This is a genomic window from Microbacterium fluvii, assembly GCF_025515205.1.
Taxonomy (GTDB): Bacteria; Actinomycetota; Actinomycetes; order Actinomycetales; family Microbacteriaceae; genus Microbacterium; species Microbacterium fluvii.
The window spans coordinates 1092462-1112274 of sequence record NZ_JAOPFX010000001.1; the positions used below are offsets into that span (position 1 = coordinate 1092462).

Annotated in this window: 15 protein-coding genes; 8 read left to right on the forward strand and 7 right to left on the reverse strand. The window is 71.5% G+C overall.

From position 1 onward, the window contains the following. Window positions 1-86 precede the first annotated feature (86 nt). Complete coding sequence (locus OAW74_RS05030) at window positions 87-1328, forward strand: hypothetical protein (protein ID WP_262873229.1); 1242 nt, start codon at window positions 87-89, stop codon at window positions 1326-1328. A gap of 10 nt (window positions 1329-1338) precedes the next feature. Here OAW74_RS05030 and sucB read toward each other — a convergent pair whose 3' ends face one another. The 3 genes from sucB to OAW74_RS05045 all read right to left on the reverse strand — a co-directional run bounded on the left by sucB (window position 1339) and on the right by OAW74_RS05045 (window position 5983). Continuing rightward, window positions 1339-3072 (reverse strand): 2-oxoglutarate dehydrogenase, E2 component, dihydrolipoamide succinyltransferase, encoded by a 1734-nt coding sequence (gene sucB / locus OAW74_RS05035; protein WP_262873230.1) that lies wholly within the window; start codon window positions 3070-3072, stop codon window positions 1339-1341. Between the two features lie 65 nt (window positions 3073-3137). Further along, the gene (lpdA, locus tag OAW74_RS05040) at window positions 3138-4511 is read right to left on the reverse strand and encodes a dihydrolipoyl dehydrogenase (protein WP_262873231.1); all 1374 of its coding nucleotides are present in this window, start codon (window positions 4509-4511) and stop codon (window positions 3138-3140) included. Next, a complete protein-coding gene (locus OAW74_RS05045) occupies window positions 4508-5983 on the reverse strand; it encodes a leucyl aminopeptidase (RefSeq protein WP_262873232.1) in 1476 nt (491 codons plus the stop codon). The genes lpdA and OAW74_RS05045 overlap by 4 nt, the downstream gene beginning before the upstream one ends. An 81-nt stretch (window positions 5984-6064) precedes the next feature. Here OAW74_RS05045 and OAW74_RS05050 point away from each other — a divergent pair, with 81 nt between their 5' ends. From OAW74_RS05050 to OAW74_RS05060, 3 genes are all read left to right on the forward strand, one after another. Then, the gene (locus tag OAW74_RS05050; protein WP_262873233.1) at window positions 6065-6985 is read left to right on the forward strand and encodes a proteasome assembly chaperone family protein; all 921 of its coding nucleotides are present in this window, start codon (window positions 6065-6067) and stop codon (window positions 6983-6985) included. Window positions 6986-7206: 221 nt separating this feature from the next. Further along, a complete protein-coding gene (locus tag OAW74_RS05055) occupies window positions 7207-8610 on the forward strand; it encodes an RNA polymerase sigma factor (protein ID WP_262873234.1) in 1404 nt (467 codons plus the stop codon). Next, the gene (locus OAW74_RS05060) at window positions 8607-9320 is read left to right on the forward strand and encodes a coenzyme F420-0:L-glutamate ligase (RefSeq protein WP_262873235.1); all 714 of its coding nucleotides are present in this window, start codon (window positions 8607-8609) and stop codon (window positions 9318-9320) included. Before OAW74_RS05055 ends, OAW74_RS05060 begins: the two co-directional genes overlap by 4 nt. 146 nt (window positions 9321-9466) lie before the next feature. On the opposite strand, the gene OAW74_RS05065 is transcribed toward OAW74_RS05060, so the two are convergent. Beyond that, a complete protein-coding gene (locus OAW74_RS05065) occupies window positions 9467-10489 on the reverse strand; it encodes a sugar-transfer associated ATP-grasp domain-containing protein (RefSeq protein ID WP_262873236.1) in 1023 nt (340 codons plus the stop codon). A 45-nt stretch (window positions 10490-10534) separates the two neighbouring features. Between OAW74_RS05065 and OAW74_RS05070 the strand changes: the two genes are divergently transcribed. Then, a complete protein-coding gene (locus tag OAW74_RS05070) occupies window positions 10535-11266 on the forward strand; it encodes an alanine racemase C-terminal domain-containing protein (RefSeq protein ID WP_262873237.1) in 732 nt (243 codons plus the stop codon). Next, entirely contained in the window at window positions 11263-12288 is a 1026-nt protein-coding gene (locus tag OAW74_RS05075; protein WP_262873238.1) for an alanine racemase, read from the forward strand. Before OAW74_RS05070 ends, OAW74_RS05075 begins: the two co-directional genes overlap by 4 nt. Before the next feature lie 9 nt (window positions 12289-12297). On the opposite strand, the gene OAW74_RS05080 is transcribed toward OAW74_RS05075, so the two are convergent. Further along, window positions 12298-12522 (reverse strand): DUF7455 domain-containing protein, encoded by a 225-nt coding sequence (locus OAW74_RS05080; protein ID WP_262873239.1) that lies wholly within the window; start codon window positions 12520-12522, stop codon window positions 12298-12300. Between the two features lie 203 nt (window positions 12523-12725). Here OAW74_RS05080 and OAW74_RS05085 point away from each other — a divergent pair, with 203 nt between their 5' ends. Next, entirely contained in the window at window positions 12726-14807 is a 2082-nt protein-coding gene (locus OAW74_RS05085) for a DNA gyrase/topoisomerase IV subunit B (protein ID WP_378733398.1), read from the forward strand. A 4-nt stretch (window positions 14808-14811) separates the two neighbouring features. Here the strand turns inward: OAW74_RS05085 and OAW74_RS05090 are convergent, their stop codons facing one another. After that, complete coding sequence (locus OAW74_RS05090) at window positions 14812-15951, reverse strand: flavin-containing monooxygenase (RefSeq protein ID WP_262873240.1); 1140 nt, start codon at window positions 15949-15951, stop codon at window positions 14812-14814. Between the two features lie 218 nt (window positions 15952-16169). Beyond that, window positions 16170-18617 (reverse strand): DNA gyrase/topoisomerase IV subunit A, encoded by a 2448-nt coding sequence (locus OAW74_RS05095; RefSeq protein ID WP_262873241.1) that lies wholly within the window; start codon window positions 18615-18617, stop codon window positions 16170-16172. 63 nt (window positions 18618-18680) lie between these two features. Between OAW74_RS05095 and OAW74_RS05100 the strand changes: the two genes are divergently transcribed. Further along, complete coding sequence (locus OAW74_RS05100; RefSeq protein ID WP_262873242.1) at window positions 18681-19808, forward strand: alkaline phosphatase family protein; 1128 nt, start codon at window positions 18681-18683, stop codon at window positions 19806-19808. Window positions 19809-19813: the final 5 nt, after the last annotated feature.

Genomic DNA, 19813 nt, shown 5'->3' on the forward strand with positions numbered 1-19813 from the left:
CCTCCCCGGCGCGATGGTCAGGCGGGTTATGCCGCATGAGGGGGGATCCCGGCCCGAGCGCCCGGTCGCGGCGGCAGGCTCGAGGCATGACCGAGTCCCTCCCCGCCCTGCTGCAGGGTGATCTGCGCGAGGTGCGTGCGCTCGGTGGGTCGGAGTCGCCGTGGCCGGGGATGCTGGTGCGCGAGGCCGGCGGCGCGCTGCGGATCGCGGTGGATGCGGCGGATCTGGGTGCCGAGTGGCCGGGGTGGTCGCTCGACGGAGAGCATCTGCTGGCGCCGGTCGAGGTCGTGCGCACCGCCGAGGGCCACTGCGCCCTGATGCCGACGTGCATCGAGCCCCTCGCGGCGTTCCTCGTCCGACGTGGAGAGCATGCTCTCGGGCCGGGCGAGATCGTGACGCTCGCGGTGAGCGTGCTGCGGGGTGCGCGAGAGGCGGACGGACGGCACGGATGCTGGTGGGTCGCCGCCGACGGACGCCCCGTGCTCGCGATCGGCGCCGAACCCGAAGAGCCGGCGACCGCGCCCCTGGCGGCGCTGCCGGTGCCCGCATCGCTCGCCGCGGTGTGGACGACGGTCGAGGCGGTGCGGGGAGGCGCCGAACTCTCCTGCGACGACGAGCGGTGGGAGCAGGCCGAGCTGGCGCTGTTCGCGGCGGCCGAACCCGCTCCGCTCGCCGTGGCCGGCCCCTCGGCCGTGCCGATGGCCGTGCCGGCGCCGTCTCCGTCGCCGCGGGACACGTGGTTCGCCCACGCCGTGCGCCACGTCGACGTCGAACTGGCCGAGCTCGTGTCGCGGGGCACGACCGGACTGTGGCACCTGCTGCGGCGCGACAGCTCACCGCAGCGCACCCGTCGTCGCGCGTGGGCGACGGCCGGCGCGGTGGCGGCGGTCGTGCTCGTGCTGGGTGTGCTGTGGCCGGGCGAAGAGAAGACGGGCCAGGGACCCGTGGCGGCGGCATCCGCTTCGCCCGCAGCCGCCGGCACCCCGATCCCGACGGCGGCGCCCGCAGCCGTCGACGGTGGCGTCGCGCCCGACGTCGGCGACCTCGCTGCGGTCGCCGACGCTCTGCTGACGGCGCGCACGAGGTGCGCGGGGGAGCGTGGCTGCCTGTCGGAGGTCGCGGCCGATCCGGAGGTCGAGTTCCCCTCAGGGGCGATCGACCTGCCGGCCTCTCAGCGCACGGTCGTGCTCGTCGACGACTACGGCGGGGCGGCGGTGGTGCGCGTGCAGCCGACCGCCGACGGGGCTCCTGCCCAGTACGTCGCGATCGTCGCCCAAGACGGAGAATGGCTGCTGCGCGACGCCTATGACGTCGCGCAGCAGCCGTGAACTCGGTGGCTCAGATGCCGGTCTGACCCTCGAAGGCGGCGGCTTCGAGGCGCGCCTTGACGGCACCGAGGAAGCGCGCCGCGTCGGCGCCGTCGACGATGCGGTGATCGTACGACAGGGCGAGGTAGACGTAGGAGCGGATGCCGATCGCCTCGACACCGTCGACCTTCACGACGCCCGGCTCCTTGACGACCGCGCCGGTGCCGAGGATCGCCGACTGGGGCAGGAACACCACCGGAGTGTCGAACAGGGCGCCCCGCGAGCCGGTGTTGGTCACCGTGAAGGTGCCGCCGGCCAGCTCGTCGGGCTTGAGCTTGTTGTCACGCGTACGCGCCGCGAGGTCGGCGATCTCGGCCGAGATCTGCGCGAGCGTCTTGCCGCCCGCGTCGCGCAGCACCGGCGTCAGCAGGCCCCGCTCGGTGTCGACGGCGATCGAGATGTTCTCGGTGGCCGGGTAGACGATGTCGGTGCCGTCGACGGTCGCGTTGATGACCGGGTGCGCCTGCAGCGCCTCGGCGGCGGCGAGCACGAAGAACGGCAGGAACGAGAGCTTTCCGCCGGTGGCCGCCACGAAGTCGGACTGCACGGCCGCGCGGTAGGCGGCCACCTTCGTGACATCGACCTTGACGACGGTCGTCAGTTGCGCCGTCTGCTGCATCGAGGCCACCGCGCGCTCGGCGAGCACCTTGCGCAGACGCGACATCGGCTGGGTGGTTCCGCGCAGCGGCGAGACCTCCACCGGTGCGGGGGCGGCTGCTGCCGCGGGGGCGGGGGAGGCTGCGGGAGCCTTCGCGGCCTCGGCGGCCTTCAGCACGTCTTCCTTGCGGATGCGTCCGCCGACACCCGTGCCGGTGACCGTGGCCAGGTCGACGCCCTGCTGCTGCGCCAGACGGCGCACGAGCGGCGTGACATAGGCGACGTCGTCGCCCAGCGACGCGGCGGGTGCGGCGGGAGCAGCGGCGGCGGCCGGGACCGGGGCGGGCGCGGCGGCGGGCGCAGGTGCCGGGGCGGCCGCTGCCGGGGCCGGGGCGGCCGGAGCTTCGGCGGCGGGCACCGGGGCGGCGGGAGTCTCAGCGGCAGGGGCCTCGGCGGGCGCGGCGGGAGCCTCCGCGGCGGGAGCGGCAGCGCCGTCGCCGATCTTGGCGAGCACCGAGCCGACGGCGACGGTCTCGTCTTCCTGCACGAGGATCTGCTGCAGCGTGCCGGCGAACGGCGACGGGATCTCGGTGTCGACCTTGTCGGTGGAGATCTCCAGCAGCGGCTCGTCGACGGCGACGTCGTCGCCGATCTGCTTGAGCCAGCGGGTCACGGTGCCTTCGGTGACGCTCTCGCCGAGTTCGGGCAGCACGACGTCCTTGCCGTCGCCGCCGCCCGCGGCGGGCGCCTCGGCGGCCGGCGCCTCTGCGGCAGCGGGAGCCTCGGCGTCGGCGGCGGGCTGCTCGGCAGGCGCCTCCTGTGCGGGCTCGGCGGCCTGCTCCGGGGCGGGGGTCGACGCCGGTGCGCCGGAGCCGTCGCCGATCTTGGCGAGCACGGCGCCGACCTCGACGGTCTCGTCCTCCTGCACCAGGATCTCTTCGATCACGCCGCTGACCGGCGAGGGGATCTCGGTGTCGACCTTGTCGGTGGAGATCTCGAGGAGACCCTCGTCTTCCTGGACGGTGTCGCCCACCTGCTTGAGCCAGCGGGTGACCGTACCCTCGGTGACGCTCTCGCCGAGCGCGGGGAGGACCACGGAAGTGCTCATGGACTTGTCTCCTTCAAGATGTCGAATTCTGGGTCTAGCTTAGTGAGCCGCCGCAGCGGCATGGTTCAGAGCGCGTGCAGCGGCTTGCCCGCGAGCGCGAGGAAGGCCTCGCCGAGGGCTTCGCTCTGCGTCGGGTGCGCGTGGATGTAGGGCGCGATGTCTTCGGGGTGCGCCTCCCAGGCGACCGCGAGCTGCCCCTCGGTGATCAGCTCGCCGACCCGGTCGCCCACGAGGTGCACGCCCACGACGGGGCCGTCGACGCGGCGCACGACCTTGACGATGCCCGCCGTGCCGAGGATCTCGCTGCGACCGTTGCCGGCGAGGTTGTACTCGTAGGCGACCACGCTGTCGGCGCCGTGGCGCTCGACCGCCTGCGCTTCGGTAAGCCCGACCGAGGCCACCTCGGGCGAGCAGTAGGTCACCTTCGGGATGTCGGTGTCGGCGACGACGACGGGGGAGAGGCCCGCGATCTCCTCGGCGACGAAGATGCCCTGCTGGAAGCCGCGGTGGGCCAGCTGCAGCCCCGCGACGATGTCGCCGACCGCCCAGACGTGCGCCGCCGCGGTGCGCAGGCGCTCGTCGGTCTGCACGAAGCCTCGGTCGAGCGCGACGCCGGCCTCTTCGTAGCCGAGGTCGGCCGTCGCGGGCCCGCGGCCGACGGCCACCAGCAGATAGTCCGCCTCGAGGCTGGTGCCGTTCTCGAGGGTCACGGTGACCGCATCCGGAGTCTGCACGGCCGAGGCGAAGCGCACCCCGAGCGAGGTCGAGATGCCGCGCTTGCGGAACGCGCGCTCGAGAGCCTTGCTGAGGGCGATGTCTTCGTTGGGCACGAGGTGATCGAGGGCCTCGACGATCGTCACGTCGACGCCGCACGAGCGCCAGACGCTCGCGAACTCGACGCCGATGACGCCGCCGCCGAGGATCACGACGCGGGAGGGGAGCTCGTCGAGGGCCAGGGCCTGGTCGCTCGTGATGACGCGCCCGCCGATCTCGAGACCGGGGAGCGTGCGACTGTACGACCCGGTCGCCAGCACGACGTCGGTGCCGACATAGAGGTCGTCGCCGACGCGCACGGCGGGGCCCGCCTCGAGCCGGCCGGCACCGGCGACGACCGTGATCCCGCGGGCCTTCACGAGTCCTTCCAGACCCTTGAACTTCTTGGCGACGATGCCCTCGCGATAGGCCGAGACAGCGGGCAGGTCGATGCCGTCGAAGCTCGCGCGCACGCCGTACCGGGCCGCATCCTTCGCGGACTCGGCGACCTCCGCGGCGTGCAGCAGCGCCTTGGTCGGGATGCAGCCGCGGTGCAGGCACGTGCCGCCGACCTTGTCCTTCTCGATCAGCGCGACCGACTGGCCGAGTTCGGCCGCCCGCAGCGCGGCGGCGTACCCGCCGCTGCCGCCGCCGAGCACGACGAGGTCGAACCGGTGCTCGCTCATGCCTGCGCGCCGTTCTCGATGAACCGGATGAGCGAGCGCACGGTCGCGCCGGTAGGACCCTTGTCGGTGTAGCCGAAGCCCCCGCCCTTGTTCATGCCGACGCCGGCGATGTCGAGGTGCACCCAGGGGATGCGGGGCGCATCGGGCTCGTCGGAGGTGCGCCCCACGAAGTGGCGCAGGAACAGGCCGGCGAACAGCGACCCGCCCGCCGGGTCGCCCACCTTGGCGTTCTGCAGGTCGGCGATGGGGGAGTCGAGCTCGTCGACCATGTGGGCAGGCAGGGGCAGCTGCCACGCGAGCTCGCCGACGGATGCGGCGGCGGCGAGGTAGTCGGCGACGGCGGCGTCGTCGCCCATGACTCCCGTGTGCCGCGTGCCGAGGGCGACCGTGATGGCGCCGGTGAGCGTGGCGATGTCGACGATCACGTCGGGGTGCTCGCGGCTGGCGGCGGCCAGCCCGTCGCCGAGCACGAGCCGGCCTTCTGCATCGGTGTTGAGCACCTCGACGGTCGTGCCGTCGAGCATCCGCAGCACATCGCCGGGGCGCGTCGCGCGGCCGGAGGGCATGTTGTCGGCCAGGCACATCCAGGCCGTGACCCTGATCGCGAGGCCGCGCTCGGCGACGGCGCGCAGCACCGCCAGAGCGGTGGCCGCGCCGCACATGTCGTACTTCATGCCGACCATCCCCGCCGGGGGCTTGAGCGAGAGGCCGCCGGTGTCGAAGGTGATGCCCTTGCCGACGAGCGCGACGTGACGTGCGGCGCCGGCGGGGGCGTAGTCGAGGCGCACGAGTCGCGGAGGGCGGTCGGAGCCCTGGCCGACGCCGACGATGCCGCCGAAGCCGCCGTCGCGCAGCGCCTGCTCGTCGTAGACGGTGACATCCACCGGCAGATCGGCGACAGCGGCCACGGCGCGCTGCGCCGCGTCGTCGGGGCCGAGCCATTCGGCGGGGATGCCGACGAGGTCTTTCACCAGCGCGACGGCCTGCGCGTCCGCGACGACGGCTGCGGCATCGGCTGCGGACACCTCGACTGCCGTGTGCACCACGACATGGGAGGCCCGCGGTTTGGGTGCCTCTTTCTTGTAGCCGTCGAATCGGTAGGCGCCCAGGGTCGCGCCCTCGGCAGCGGCCACGGCGAGGTCGTCGGCGCCCAGAACCTGCACGGCCACCGTGTCGAAACCGGTGAGCTGACGGAACGCGGCGCCGACGGCGTCGCGCACGGAGGCGGCGGTGAGCGACGGGCCGACGCCGACGACGGCGAGCGGGAGGGCGGTGCTCTCGGGGGCGTGCACCCGCTGGAACGAGCACGCGGCACCCGTGAAGCCGACGGCCTCCAGCGCGTCGGCCAGACCCGGCCACTCCGCCAGGAGGTCGGCATCCGCGCCGGCGAGCGCGGGGATCGCGAGCACGATCGCGTCGGCTTCTGCTTCTCGGAGGGGATCGGTGTGGAACGTGAGGTCGGGAAGCGACATGGCTCCATCCTACGGACGCGTGTTCGCTGTGAGCGGGACGCGCCCGACCCGTCGCCCGCGTGCGGCTCGTAGCATTGACCCATGCCCCTTCCGTCCGCTCTGTACGAGACCGCGGCCTCTGCGCCTCCCGTCCCGCGCGGGCTGCCTCTGGTGATCACGCTCACCGGTTTCGCCGATGCCGGGGGCGCCGTCGGGCGCCTCGTGGAGTACGTGCGCGACGAACTGGAGCCGACGCCGCTGACGGTGTTCAGCAACGACGTGCTGCTGGACTACCGCGCCCGTCGGCCGATCATCTCGTTCGACCACGATCACCTCACCGGCTACCGGCCGCCCCGGCTCGAGCTCTCGCTCGCCCACGACGCGCTCGGCCAGCCGTTCCTCAGCCTTGCGGGCTACGAGCCCGATTTCGCCTGGGACGCCTTCAGTCACGCCGTCGTCGCGCTCGCCGACGACCTGGGTGTGAGCACCGTGACGTGGGTGCACGCCATTCCGATGCCGGTGCCGCATACGCGCCCGATCGGCGCGACGGTCAGCGGCACGCGCACCGAGCTCACCCGCGCGCACTCGGTGTGGCAGCCGCAGACGCAGGTGCCGGCCAACATCGGCCATCTGCTCGAATACCGATTCGCCGAGTCGGGTGCTGCCGTCGCCGGCTTCGCGCTGCTCGTTCCGCACTATCTGGCCGACACCGACTACCCTGCCGCCGCCCTTGCGGGCCTCGACTCGCTGACGGCGGCGACGGGCCTTGCCTTCAGCGGCGACACGCTGCGCGGGGAGAACCGCGAATACCTCGAGAAGGTCGACGACCAGGTCGGCGGCAGTGACGAGCTGTCGCGGATGCTGCAGGGCCTGGAGGAGCGATACGACTCCTACATGGCCGGTTCGACGCGTGCGACCCCGATGATCCACACCGGCGATCTGCCCAGCGCCGACGAGCTCGCCGCCGAGCTCGAGCGGTTCCTCGCGACGCGTCCGTCCGGCGATGACGAAAAGCGGCCCTGACCGGGAATGCCCGTTCACGCCGACGCGTTCTCTTCTCTGACACCGATACACAGGCGGGGTGCGTGAGCTCGCCGTCGAGTGTGCGAGAATGGACTATCTGACCCGTTGTCGATTCCGGCCTTCGCAGTGCATGCGCGAGGTGGGGACTTGACAAGGGTCTTACTAGTGTCCGAAACCGACCGGAGGACAGGCGGGGCCCGTCCACCGGTGAAAGGCGAAACGTGACCGCAGGCACGAAGACCACCACACGCACCGCGAAGGACACCGAGGCGCCCGAAGAGGCGACCGGCACCGCGGCCAAGACCACCGCCCGCAAGCCCGCGGCGAAGTCCGCTGCGAAGACCACGGCCGCCAAGGCCACGGCGAAGGCTCCGGCGCGCACCGCGAAGCCCAAGGCGACGACCAAGAAGGCCTCCAAGGCGACCGCCGGCGACGACGAACTCGACGACGAGGACCTCGGCGACGACGAAGAGCTGAACACCGACGACTTCGGCGACGACGCAGACGACACCGCCCCCAAGAAGAAGGGTGCCGCGAGCAAGGCCGCAGCATCCGCTTCGGAGGAGGACGGCGACGCCGAGGCGGAGGCCGAGTCCGACGAGGAGGAGGAGACGAAGCCTGCCTTCAGCGAGCCGCTGCCGACCGGCGCGATCGTCATCACGAGCTCCGACGAAGACGACGTTCCCGTCTACTCGACGCAGATCACCGGCGCGACCGCCGACCCCGTCAAGGACTACCTGAAGCAGATCGGCAAGGTGCCGCTGCTGAACGCGGCCGAAGAGGTCGAGCTGGCGATGCGCATCGAGGCGGGCCTGTTCGCAGAAGAGAAGCTGTCGAAGATGTCGGCGGCCGAGAAGTCGTCGCAGCTGGGACTCGACCTGCAGTGGGTCGCCCGCGACGGCCAGCGCGCGAAGAGCCACCTGCTGGGCGCGAACCTGCGTCTGGTCGTCTCGCTCGCCAAGCGCTATACCGGCCGCGGCATGCAGTTCCTCGATCTCATCCAGGAGGGGAACCTGGGCCTCATCCGTGCCGTCGAGAAGTTCGACTACACGAAGGGCTTCAAGTTCTCGACGTACGCGACGTGGTGGATCCGTCAGGCCATCACCCGCGCCATGGCCGACCAGGCCCGCACGATCCGCATCCCGGTGCACATGGTCGAGGTCATCAACAAGCTCGCCCGTGTGCAGCGTCAGATGCTGCAGGACCTGGGCCGAGAGCCCACGCCCGAAGAGCTCAGCCGCGAACTCGACATGACGCCCGAGAAGGTCGTCGAGGTGCAGAAGTACGGCCGTGAGCCGATCTCGCTGCACACCCCGCTCGGCGAGGACGGTGACAGCGAGTTCGGCGACCTCATCGAAGACACCGAGGCGGTGGTCCCCGCCGACGCGGTGGGCTTCACGATGCTGCAGCGTCAGCTCGAGTCGCTCCTCGACTCGCTCAGCGAGCGCGAGGCGGGCGTCATCCGCATGCGCTTCGGACTCGGCGACGGTCAGCCCAAGACCCTCGACCAGATCGGCGACACCTTCGGCGTGACGCGTGAGCGCATCCGTCAGATCGAGTCGAAGACGATGGCCAAGCTCCGCCACCCGTCGCGGTCGCAGTCGCTGCGGGACTACCTCGAATGAGCGGCGACGGCACCGCCGGCCAGGCCAACGCAGGCAAAGCACTCACCGTCACCCTCGAAGGGGCGACGTATGCGCGGATCCCGATCCGCACGCGCGTCGTCATGCCCGGTGACGACCTCGACGCGTTCATCCGCGAGTATGCGGTCGATCAGGTGGAGGCGGGCGACCTCCTGTTCGTGACCGAGAAGATCGTCGCGATCACGCAGGGCCGCTCGTTCCCGATCGACTCGGTGCAGCCGCGCAAGCTCGCCTTCTTCCTATCGAAGTACGTCACCCGCACGCCCTACGGCATCGGGCTGGGCATGCCCGAGACGATGGAGATGGCGCTGCGCGAGTGCGGGACCCCCCGCATCCTGCTCGCCGCCTCGGTCGCCGCGGTGACGAAGGCCTTCGGCCGCAAGGGCGATTTCTACCGCATCGCCGGCGACAAGGCGCGCGCGATCGACGGCCCCACCAAGGGCACGATCCCGCCCTACAACAAGGCCGTCGTGCTCGGCCCCGACAAGCCCCGCGAGGTCGCAGAGCGACTCAAGGCGCTGCTGGGCGTCGACGCCGATGTCGCCGTGGTCGACATCAACGACCTGGGCGGCAACATCCTGGGCTCGACGCTCGACAAGGCGGGCGAGAAGCGGCTCGTCGCGATCCTGCGCGACAACCCGCTCGGCCAGGGCCACGAGTCGACGCCGCTGGGCATCGTCCGCCCGGCCTGAGAGAAATCACGACGAAGGCCCGCCCCCCTCGGGGAGCGGGCCTTCGTCGTGGGCGGCGGGGGAGTCTCGATACGCCCGCTTCGCGGGCTACTCGACCTTGACCCGAGTCGCATCAACGCTGCTTCGCAGCATTGATCCGACTCGCGTCAAAACCCGATCGCGGCGCGGTAGCGGGGCTTGTGGCCGGTGCGGATGCCGGTCACGCTCGGCTTGTTCTCGTAGACGCCGGCGCCCCAGTTGCCCTCCACCAGAACGGGGCCGTCGGGGGTGACCACGATGTCCCAGCCGACGTAGCGGATCTGCGGCACGACGCGGGCCACCGTGTCGACGAAGGCCTTGACCTCGTCGATCATCGGCAGCTGGAAGTCGGCGATGCGGAACCCCGAGTCGGGGTGCACCTCGTGTACGTGGGCGTGCGAGTCGTAGCCGGGGCCCACGGCGTGTCCGTCGTCGTCGAGCATCGTGTAGAAGCCGCCGAAGGTCATCTGGTCGCTCACCGCGCCGCGGCCGAACTTCTGCGCCATCGCGAGGATGTGGGTCTGCTCGCCGTCGAAGAACGCGGTCACGCGGGTCGTGTTGACGGTGCCGGGGCAGACGGCGGCGAGATCCGGATGCTGCGCGATGACCTCTTCGACGAGCATCTCGCCGCGGTCGAGCAGCCCACGGTGGAAGTCGTCCCAGTCGGTCACGTCGGCCGCGTGGTAGCGGTGCACACCCGTGCCGGCAGAGCCGACCGGCTCCTTCGTGACGATGGTGCCCTGGCGCTCGGTGAACGAGCGAAGCTCGGTGGCGCCTCCCTGCTCGACGACCATCCACTCGCGCCGCAGGTACGCCGAGAACGTGCGGTCGAAGGCGACCTTGTCTTCGAACAGGTGCCGGTAGGCGGGGTCGTCGTGGCGCTGCGAGATCTGGTTCGACACCGGGTGGGTCATGTAGGTGTCGCGCTCGGCGCGGGTGAGGATCGCGAAGTCGTAGTCGACGTAGTCCTGGAACCCGACCTGGTTGAAGCCCGCCTGCCAGAGCATGTCGACGACGACCGCCGGAGTCCATTTGCCGTGCGCGTGCGCGGTCTCTTTCGCGCGCTCCAGCACTGATCCGACGTCGATGCGCCTGGCACGGCCGACGAGGTAGCGAAAGCGGGACGAGAGGCCGAGGCCCTGCTGAGACATGCACGCTCCGAGGTGGTTCGAGGGGACCCCGATAGTCTAGATGCCGTGACGGCGGCGACCCTGGGCGAGCGCGGCGGCGCCCGCAGGAGCGCCCCCCGCGCGATCGTCGACCACTGCGTCCTCGCCGCCAATGCGCGTGCGCTGGTCGGGGCATCCGCGGCGCCGGTCGCAGCGGATCTGCGCCGTGACGCGTGGGGCCACGGCCTCATCGAGGTGTGGCGCACACTGCGCGCGAGCGGCATCGACGCGTTCGTCGTCGACGACGACGCGCGCGCGGCCCTGGGCATAGCGGGCGCGGATGCCGGCACCCTTCGCCGCCGGGGCGACACCGCCGAGGCGCCAGCTGCCGCCGACCTCTACGGTCTGCCCGGCGGCGCCGGCACGCCCGTGCTGCGCCTGCACGGCTCGGTGCTCTCCGTCAAGCCGCTGCGTGTCGGGGAGGGCGTCTCATACGGCTACCTGCACCGCGCGGCGGTCGACACCCGCATCGCCCTGGTCGCCGGCGGCTACGCGCAGGGCGTCGTGCGCTCGCTCGGCGGCGCCGTGGGCGTGCGCATCGGCGGCGAGCGGCGCCCGATCGTCGGCCGTATCGCGATGGACGTGTGCGTCGTCGACCTGGGCGAGACGGCCGCCGCGCGCGGCGACGAGGTCGTCTTCTTCGGCGACCAGGGGGCGGGGCATCCGCCGCTGGCCGATTGGACGGAAGCAACGGGACTCACGGCGGCCGAGATCGTCACGACGGTGGGGCTGCGCGCACAGCGGGAGCACGTCTCGTGAGCGGCGTGCTGCGCGTCGACCTCGACGCGTTCGCGGCGAACCTCCGGGAGATCGCGGAGCGGGTGGCGCCGGCGACCCACATGCTCGTCGTGAAAGACGACGCTTACGCACACGGGATCGAGCCGATCGTGCGGCGTGCCTGGATCGAGGGCGTGCGCTGGTTCGGCGCCTTCGACGTGCGCACGGGGCTGGCCGTGCGCGAGGTTCTCGGCGACGACGCCCGCATCTTCGTGTGGATCGTCGCGACCGCCGAAGAGGCAGCAGAGGCGGTGGCCGCCGGCCTCGATGTCGGCGTCGGTGATCCGCTGCTGCTCGAAGACGTCGCTGCCGTCGGTGGAACCGCGCGTGTGCACCTGAAGATCGACACGGGCCTGCACCGCAACGGCGTGCGACCTGAGGACTGGCCGCAGTTCACGGCTCGGGCGGCAGAGCACGAGGCGGCCGGGGCGATCGAGGTGGTCGGCATCTGGAGCCACATCGCCGAGGCCTCCGACGCCGAGGACGACGCCTCGCGCGCCGTCTTCGACGAGGCCGTGCACGTCGCCGAAGCCGCCGGGCTGCGTCCGCGACTGCGGCACCTCGCCGCGAGCGCCGCGTCGTTCGCCTGGCCGGAGTTCCGCTACGACCTCGTGCGGGTCGGGGCCTTCGCCTACGGCATCCGCCCCGCAGACGGCCCCGCCGAGAGCGAGCTCGGCATCCGCCCCATCGCATCGCTGGTCGCGCCGGTCGAAGGCGTCGCCGACGGCGTGGTGCGGATTGGGCTCGGCAGCCTCGACGGGCTGCCGTCGACGCTCGCCGGAGTGCTGACCATCGCGACTGAGGGCGGAGTGCGGATGCTGCACGCCGTCGATGCGACGGCGAGCACGGTCGACGGCTGGCCCGGCGCGACGGCCGGCGACGAGGTCGTCGTGCTCGGTGCGGGAGCTGAGCTCAGTGCGACCGATGCGGCCGAGCGGATCGGGACGATCGGCGAGGAGATCGCGCTGCGGATCTCGCCGCTCGTGCGCCGCGAGTACCGCTGAGGCTGCGGGTCAGACCGACTCGAGCAGGCGCGCGGTCTCGTCGTGCCACGAGGTGGCGACGGCGCGCAGCTTCTCTTCGTACTTGCGGCCGTGGTGCGCGCAGAAGAGCAGCTCGCTGCCGTTGACCTCTGCGGCGATATAGGCCTGTGCGCCGCAGGAGTCGCAGCGGTCGGCTGCGGTGAGTCGGTACTCGAGGACGGCGGTGTTCTCAGTCGGTGTCGAAAGCGTGGTCATCTCGGGTCCTCCTCGTGCGAATCGTGTGCTCTTCGGTTCCGTTCGGGTCTTCACATACAACCACGCGGATGTTTCGGTCATGCCGCGATCAGGTCACATTTCGCTGAGCGCGTACGTGTCTGTGCGAACGCCCAGAGTCGGTCCGATCACCGCGCGTGTGTCCTGATCGGGCGTGTCGCAGACCCCGGATACGCTTGGAGATTGTGACAGCCGAGTACTCCGCCCATCATCTCCAGGTGCTCGAAGGTCTCGAGGCCGTCCGCAAGCGACCCGGCATGTACATCGGCTCGACGGATTCGCGCGGCCTCATGCACTGCCTGTGGGAGATCATCGACAACTCCGTCGACGAGGCCCTCGCCGGCCACGGCTCGCGCATCGACATCGTGCTGCACGCCGACGGCAGCGTCGAGGTGCGAGACCGCGCCCGCGGCATCCCCGTCGACATCGAGCCGCGCACCGGCCTCACCGGCGTCGAGGTCGTCTTCACCAAGCTGCACGCCGGCGGCAAATTCGGCGGTGGCTCCTACGCGGCCTCCGGCGGACTGCACGGCGTCGGCGCATCGGTGGTCAATGCGCTGTCCGAGCGCCTCGACGTCGAGGTCGACCGCGGCGGCAAGACCTGGGCGATGTCGTTCCACCGCGGCGAGCCCGGCACGTTCGCCAACGGCAGCCCCGACTCGACCTTCACGCCGTTCGAGCGCAGCTCCGAGCTGCGGGTCGCGGGCAAGGCGGCCCGCGGGGCCACGGGCACCCGCATCCGCTATTGGGCCGATCGGCAGATCTTCACGAAGGATGCCGCCTTCGCCCTCGCCGAGCTGGAGCAGCGCGCTCGGCAGACCGCGTTCCTGGTGCCGGGGCTCGAGATCGTGATCAGGGACGAGCGCTCCGACTCCGAGCGCACCGAGCCGACCGAGACGAGCTTCCGCTACGACGGCGGCATCTCGGAGTTCGCCGAGTTCCTCGCGCCCGATCCCGCCGTCACCGACACCTGGCGCCTCACCGGCACCGGCAGGTTCACCGAGACGGTGCCGGTACTCCAGCCCGGCGGCGCGATGGTCGCCACCGAGGTCGAGCGCGAGTGCCACGTCGACATCGCCGTGCGCTGGGGCACCGGCTACGAGACGGTGAACCGCTCGTTCGTCAACATCATCGCCACCCCGAAGGGCGGCACCCATCAGCAGGGCTTCGAGCAGGCGCTCATGAAGGTGCTGCGCGCCCAGATCGACCAGAACGCGCGAAAGCTCAAGGTCGGCAACGACAAGCTCGAGAAGGACGACCTGCTGGCGGGCCTCACCGCCGTGGTCACCGTGAGTCTTCCCGAGCCGCAGTTCGAGGGGCAGACCAAAGAAGTGCTGGGTACGCCGGCCGTGCGCTCGATCGTGGCGTCGGTGGTGACCAAGGAGCTCGGCGCGCGGTTCGCCTCGACCAAGCGCGACGACAAGGCGCAGACCGCGCAGCTGCTGGACAAGGTCGTCTCGGAGATGAAGGCGCGCATCTCGGCGCGCACCCACAAAGAGACCCAGCGGCGCAAGAACGCGCTGGAGTCGTCGTCGCTGCCGGCCAAGCTCGTCGACTGCCGCGCGAACGACGTCGACGGCACCGAGCTGTTCATCGTCGAGGGCGATTCGGCCCTGGGTACCGCCAAGCTCGCCCGCAACAGCGAGTTCCAGGCGCTCCTGCCGATCCGCGGCAAGATCCTCAACGTGCAGAAGGCCTCGATCAGCGACATGCTCGGCAACGCCGAGTGCGCCTCGATCATCCAGGTGGTGGGCGCCGGCTCGGGTCGCAGCTTCGACCTCGACGCCGCCCGTTACGGCAAGGTCATCATGATGAGCGACGCCGACGTCGACGGCGCCCACATCCGGACGCTCCTGCTGACGCTCTTCTTCCGCTACATGCGCCCGCTCGTCGAGGCGGGGCGCGTCTACGCCGCCGTGCCGCCGCTGCACCGCGTGATCGTCATGAACCCGGGCAGCAAGCCGAACGAGACGATCTACACCTACAGCGAGCAGGAGCTGCATGCGCTGCTGGCCAAGCTCACCAAGTCGGGCAAGCGCTGGCAGGAGCCGATCCAGCGCTACAAGGGCCTCGGCGAGATGGATGCCGAGCAGCTGGCCACCACGACGATGGACCGCTCCGGCCGCACCCTCCGACGCGTGCGCCTGGAAGATGCCGAGGCAGCCGCATCCGTCTTCGAGATGCTGATGGGCAACGAGGTCGCGCCCCGCCGCGAGTTCATCGTGGACTCCAGCGCGCGGCTGAGCCGCGAGCGCATCGACGCCTGAGCCGCTACCGCCGCAGTTCGCGCGAGATCGCCCGTGCGGCGGCGCGCGCGTCGAGCGAGATCTGGAACAGCACGCCCTTGAGCGGATTCACCAGCCCCACGAACCGCAGCCCGGGCGCTGCGGGCGCGGATGCGGCGCCGTGCGCCACGGGCACGCCTCGGCCGTCGAGCACGCCGAGGTGTCCGACGATGGGTGCGAGCCCCGTCGTGTAGCCCACCGCCGCGATGACGGCGTCGACGGTCAGGCGGCTGCCGTCGACCAGCACGACCTCGTCGCCGTCGAAGCGGTCGAGCGCCGGGGTCGGGGTGACCGTGCCCGCCTTGAGGGACGCGACCAGACCGACGTCGATCGTCGGGGTGTGGCCCGTGGCCCTGGCCTGGGCGACCACGCCCGCCCGGGGTGCGGGCATGCCGTAGCGGGTCAGGTCGCCCACCGTGAGGCGCTGCAGCAGCCGGTTGCCGCCGTCGACGAGCCACGACGGCAGGAAGTCCATCGGCACCGCCAGCAGCGTCGTCGGGAACGGCCCGACCTGCCGAGGGATGATGTTCGGGGGAGTGCGCACCGCGATGTGCACCGAGGCCGCGCCGGTCTCGGTCAGGTCGGCCGCGATCTCTGCCCCGGTGTTGCCTGCACCGACCACGAGCACGCGCCTGCCGACGAACGGCCGCGCGTCGCGGTACTGCGAGGAGTGCACGATCTCGCCCGCGAACGTCTCCTGCCCTGGCCAGTGGGGTGCGATCGGCACGCCGTTGTAGCCGGTCGCGACGACCACCTGACGGGCCGAGAGGGGGCCCGCCGAGGTCTGCGCCGTCCAGCCATCGGCGGTGCGATCGAGACGCTCGACCACCGTGCCGAATCGGGGACGGATGCCGGCGCGCTGCGCGAACACGCGCAGGTACCTGGCGACGTCGTCTTTGGCCGTCCAGCGCCCGAACCTGCGGGGCATCCGCAGCCCCGGCAGCGCCGACTGGATGCGCGGGGTGTGCAGGTGCAGCCGGCTGTAGCGGCGCTCCCAGCTCTCGCCGACGGCCGCGCCCTTGTCGACGACGAGCACGTCGACGCCGCGCCGCCGCAGGCACGCCGCCACGGCGAGCCCGGCCGGGCCCGCACCGATCACCAGGACTTCCGCATCGTCGCGCGTCACGACCCAGAGGTTAGCGCCGCGCGGTGCGCGGGTCGATGAGGTGCCGTTCGTGCGGCGTGTCCGGCTGCCGCTGTTCCCACTTGCGCGCCAGGTCTCAGCATCCGCCCCACAGATCGATGGCGCGGATGCGGCAAAGTGGCGCGCCCGGGTGATCGAGGTCGCCGGGGCATGGCGCGGATGCGGGGACGTGGCGCGGTTCGGTGACCCCGGCGTGGGGGCTACCGCACGGCGGTGCCGACCGCGGCGATCACGCCGTCGAGGGGCTGGCCCGACGCATCCCGCTTGGCGCCCGCCTCGGGCAGCTGGCGCACAGAGCCGTCGGCGCCCACGGCACGCGGCTCGGCACCCACCCACGCGAGGGTGAGGGTGTCTTCGCCCTTCAAGAACCGCTGCGCCCGCACGCCGCCGGTGGCCCGGCCTTTCGGCGGGAACTCGCTCAGGGCCGACACCTTGCCGCTGCCCGCGTCGGCGCCCAGGAGCGCCTGACTGGAGCCCGCGATCGTGACCACCGAGACATCTGCCGCCGGATCGATCACCCCGAAGAAGACGACCCGCTCGCCCGCGGCGACCCGGACGCCTGCCATGCCGCCGGCGGCACGACCCTGCGGGCGCACCGAGTCGGCCTCGAAGCGCAGCAGCTGCGCGTCGCTGGTGACGAAGACGAGCTCGGTGCCCTCGGGTGCGAGGGCGGCGCCGACGACGCGGTCGCCGGGCTTGAGCGCGATCACCTCGATGTCGTGCTTGTTCGCGATCTCGCTGGGGGCGAACCGCTTGACGACACCCTGCAGGGTGCCCAGCGCCACCGGCGGGTTCTCGGTCAGCGGCACGAGGGCGACGACGTGCTCGTCTTTGCCGAGGCCGAGGTACTGGTCGACGCGGGCGCCGGCGGCCGGCTGCACCGAGTTGCCCGGCACGGAGGGCAGATCGACGGGGGAGAAGCGGATGAGGCGTCCCGCGGTCGTCACGGCGCCGAGCTCTCCGCGGGTCGTGGTGTCGACCGCCGAGCGGATGGCGTCGTGCTTGGCGCGCCGAGCGGGCGGAACGATGCCTCCACCGGGGGCGTCGGCGGCGAGATCGGCGCGCACCATGCGCCCCGTGGCCGAGAGGAAGACGCGGCACGGGGCATCGGCGATCTGCAGGTCGGCGGGGGCGGCTGCCCGCGATCGCGGGGCGACCGGGCCGCCGTTGAGCAGCAGTGTGCGCCGCGGCGTGCCGAAGGTGTCGGCGGCGGCTTCGAGCTCGCGGGCGACCTGCGCGCGCAGCAGCGTCTCGCTGCCCAGCAGCTCGATGAGCGCGGCGATCTCGGCCTGCAGACTGTCGCGCTCGGCCTCGAGCTCGATGCGCGAGAACTTCGTGAGGCGGCGCAGGCGCAGCTCGAGAATGTATTCGGCCTGCTTCTCGGAGAGGTCGAAGACGTCCTGCAGCCGGGTGCGGGCCTGCTCTCCGTCGTCGGAGGCGCGGATCACCTGGATGACCTCGTCGATGTCGAGGATCGCGATGAGCAGGCCCTCCACGAGGTGCAGCCGATCGCGGCGGCGGGCGAGGCGGAACTCGCTGCGGCGGGTCACGACGCGAAGCCGGTGGTCGAGGTAGACCCGCAGCAGCTCCTTCAGGCCCAGCGTCTGCGGCTGGCCCTCGACGAGGGCGACATTGTTGATGCCGAACGAGTCCTCCAGCGGCGTCAGCCGGTATAGCTGCTCGAGCACCGCCTGGGCGTCGAAGCCGGTCTTGATGCCGATCACCAGCCGCAGACCGTTGCGTCGATCGGTGAGGTCGGTGACATCGGAGATGCCGGTCAGCTTCTTCGAGCCGACGGCATCCTTGATCTTCTCGATGACCCGCTCGGGGCCGACCTGGTAGGGGAGTTCGGTGACGATGAGCCCGGTGCGGCGGGGCCCCAGCTGCTCGATGGAGACCTTGGCGCGGGTGCGGAACACGCCGCGCCCCGTGGCGTAGGCGTCTTTGATGCCGTCGAGCGAGGTGATGATGCCGCCGGAGGGCAGGTCGGGGCCCGGCACGAACTCCATGAGCTCTTCGACGGTGGCCTCCGGATGCTCGAGCAGATGCACGGCGGCGCTGACGACCTCGATGAGGTTGTGCGGCGCCATGTTGGTGGCCATGCCGACCGCGATACCGGCAGCGCCGTTGACGAGGAGGTTCGGGAACGCGGCGGGAAGCACCTCGGGCTGGAGGAACTGCCCGTCGTAGTTGGGGATGAAGTCCACGACGTCTTCGTCGAGGTTCTCGGTGAGGGCGAGCGCGGCGGGGGCGAGGCGGGCCTCGGTGTAGCGGGGGGCGGCAGGGCCGTCGTCGAGCGACCCGAAGTTGCCGTGCCCGTCGACCAGCGGCACGCGCAGCGAGAACGGCTGCGCGAGGCGCACGAGGGCGTCGTAGATGGGGGCGTCGCCGTGCGGATGCAGCTTTCCCATCACCTCGCCGACGACGCGGGCGCTCTTGACGTGGCCGCGGTCGGGGCGCAGCCCCATGTCGGCCATCTGGAAGAGGATGCGCCGCTGCACGGGCTTGAGGCCGTCGCGCGCGTCGGGAAGCGCACGCGAGTAGATGACAGAGTAGGCGTATTCGAGGTACGACCCCTGCATCTCGGCGGAGAGGTCGATGTCTTCGATCCGCTCGTCGACGGGGGGCTGAGAAGGCTGTGCGGGCATGCGATTCCGGGTCTGATCTACACCGACGGGCCGCGCGCGCACCGCTGTGCGAGACTGGCCCCGATGTCTCTCAGCCTACCCGCGGACCCGCCCGCAGCCCGGAGCCTCACCGCACTGCTGCCACAGCTGATCCTCGCTCTCGAGGGCCGCTCCGGCTGGTTCGCGCCGGCCTCCAGCGCGATCGTGCTGGTCGTCGACGGTCTCGGCGCGCACAACCTCGCCGCCCGCTCCGGACATGCGCGGTTCCTCGCCGGCGCGGGTGGGCGCAGAGACACCGCACGCACCGTGTTCCCGTCGACGACCGCGACCGCGCTCACGAGTCTGCTCACCGGCCGCGCGGCCGGTGAGCACGGCATCGTCGGCTATCGGGCGCTCGAACCCGGCCGCGACCTGGTGCTCAATCAACTGCGCGGCTGGGACACCGATGCGCTGCCGGTGACCTGGCAGCGCGCGCAGCCGCTTCTGGAATCCGAAGCCGCCGCGGGGCGGCCATGCTTCGTCGTGTCGAAGCACGAATACGCCGGCACCGGGTTCACCGAGGCGACGATGCGCGGCGCGCAGTTCCACGGCGCGCGTGAGCTCGACGAGCGCATGCGTCTGGCGGCGGGGCTCGCGCAGCAGCATCCGGGCGCTCTCATCTACCTCTATGCGCCCGAGCTCGATGCCGTCGGACATAAGCACGGCTGGGAGTCCGACCGGTGGACCGCGGCTCTCGAATCGGTCGATGCGGCCGTGCGCCTGCTGGCAGAGACCGCCGACCCCGGCACGGGCATCGTCGTGACCGCCGACCACGGCATGATCGACGTGCCGCGGCATCGCCAGATCCTGCTGAGCGACGGCGACCGACTCGTCGCGGGAGTGCGTCACATCGGCGGAGAGCCGCGGATGCTGCACCTCTATGCCGAGCCGGGTGCTGCCGATGACCTGCTCGCGGCGTGGCGCGCGGCCGAGTCGGCACGCTCGTGGGTGCTCGGCCGCGGCGAAGCCGTCGAGGCGGGGCTGTTCGGCGACGTCGACCCTGCCGTGCTGCCACGGATCGGCGATGTGCTCGTGGCCGCGCGGGCGGGAGTGGCGTACTACGACGACCGACTCGACGACAAGGCGCCGCAGAAGATGGTCGGCCAGCACGGCTCGCTCACCGGCGAGGAGCGGATCGTTCCCCTCCTCAGGCTGGGCGCCTTCGCGGCCTAGGCCGA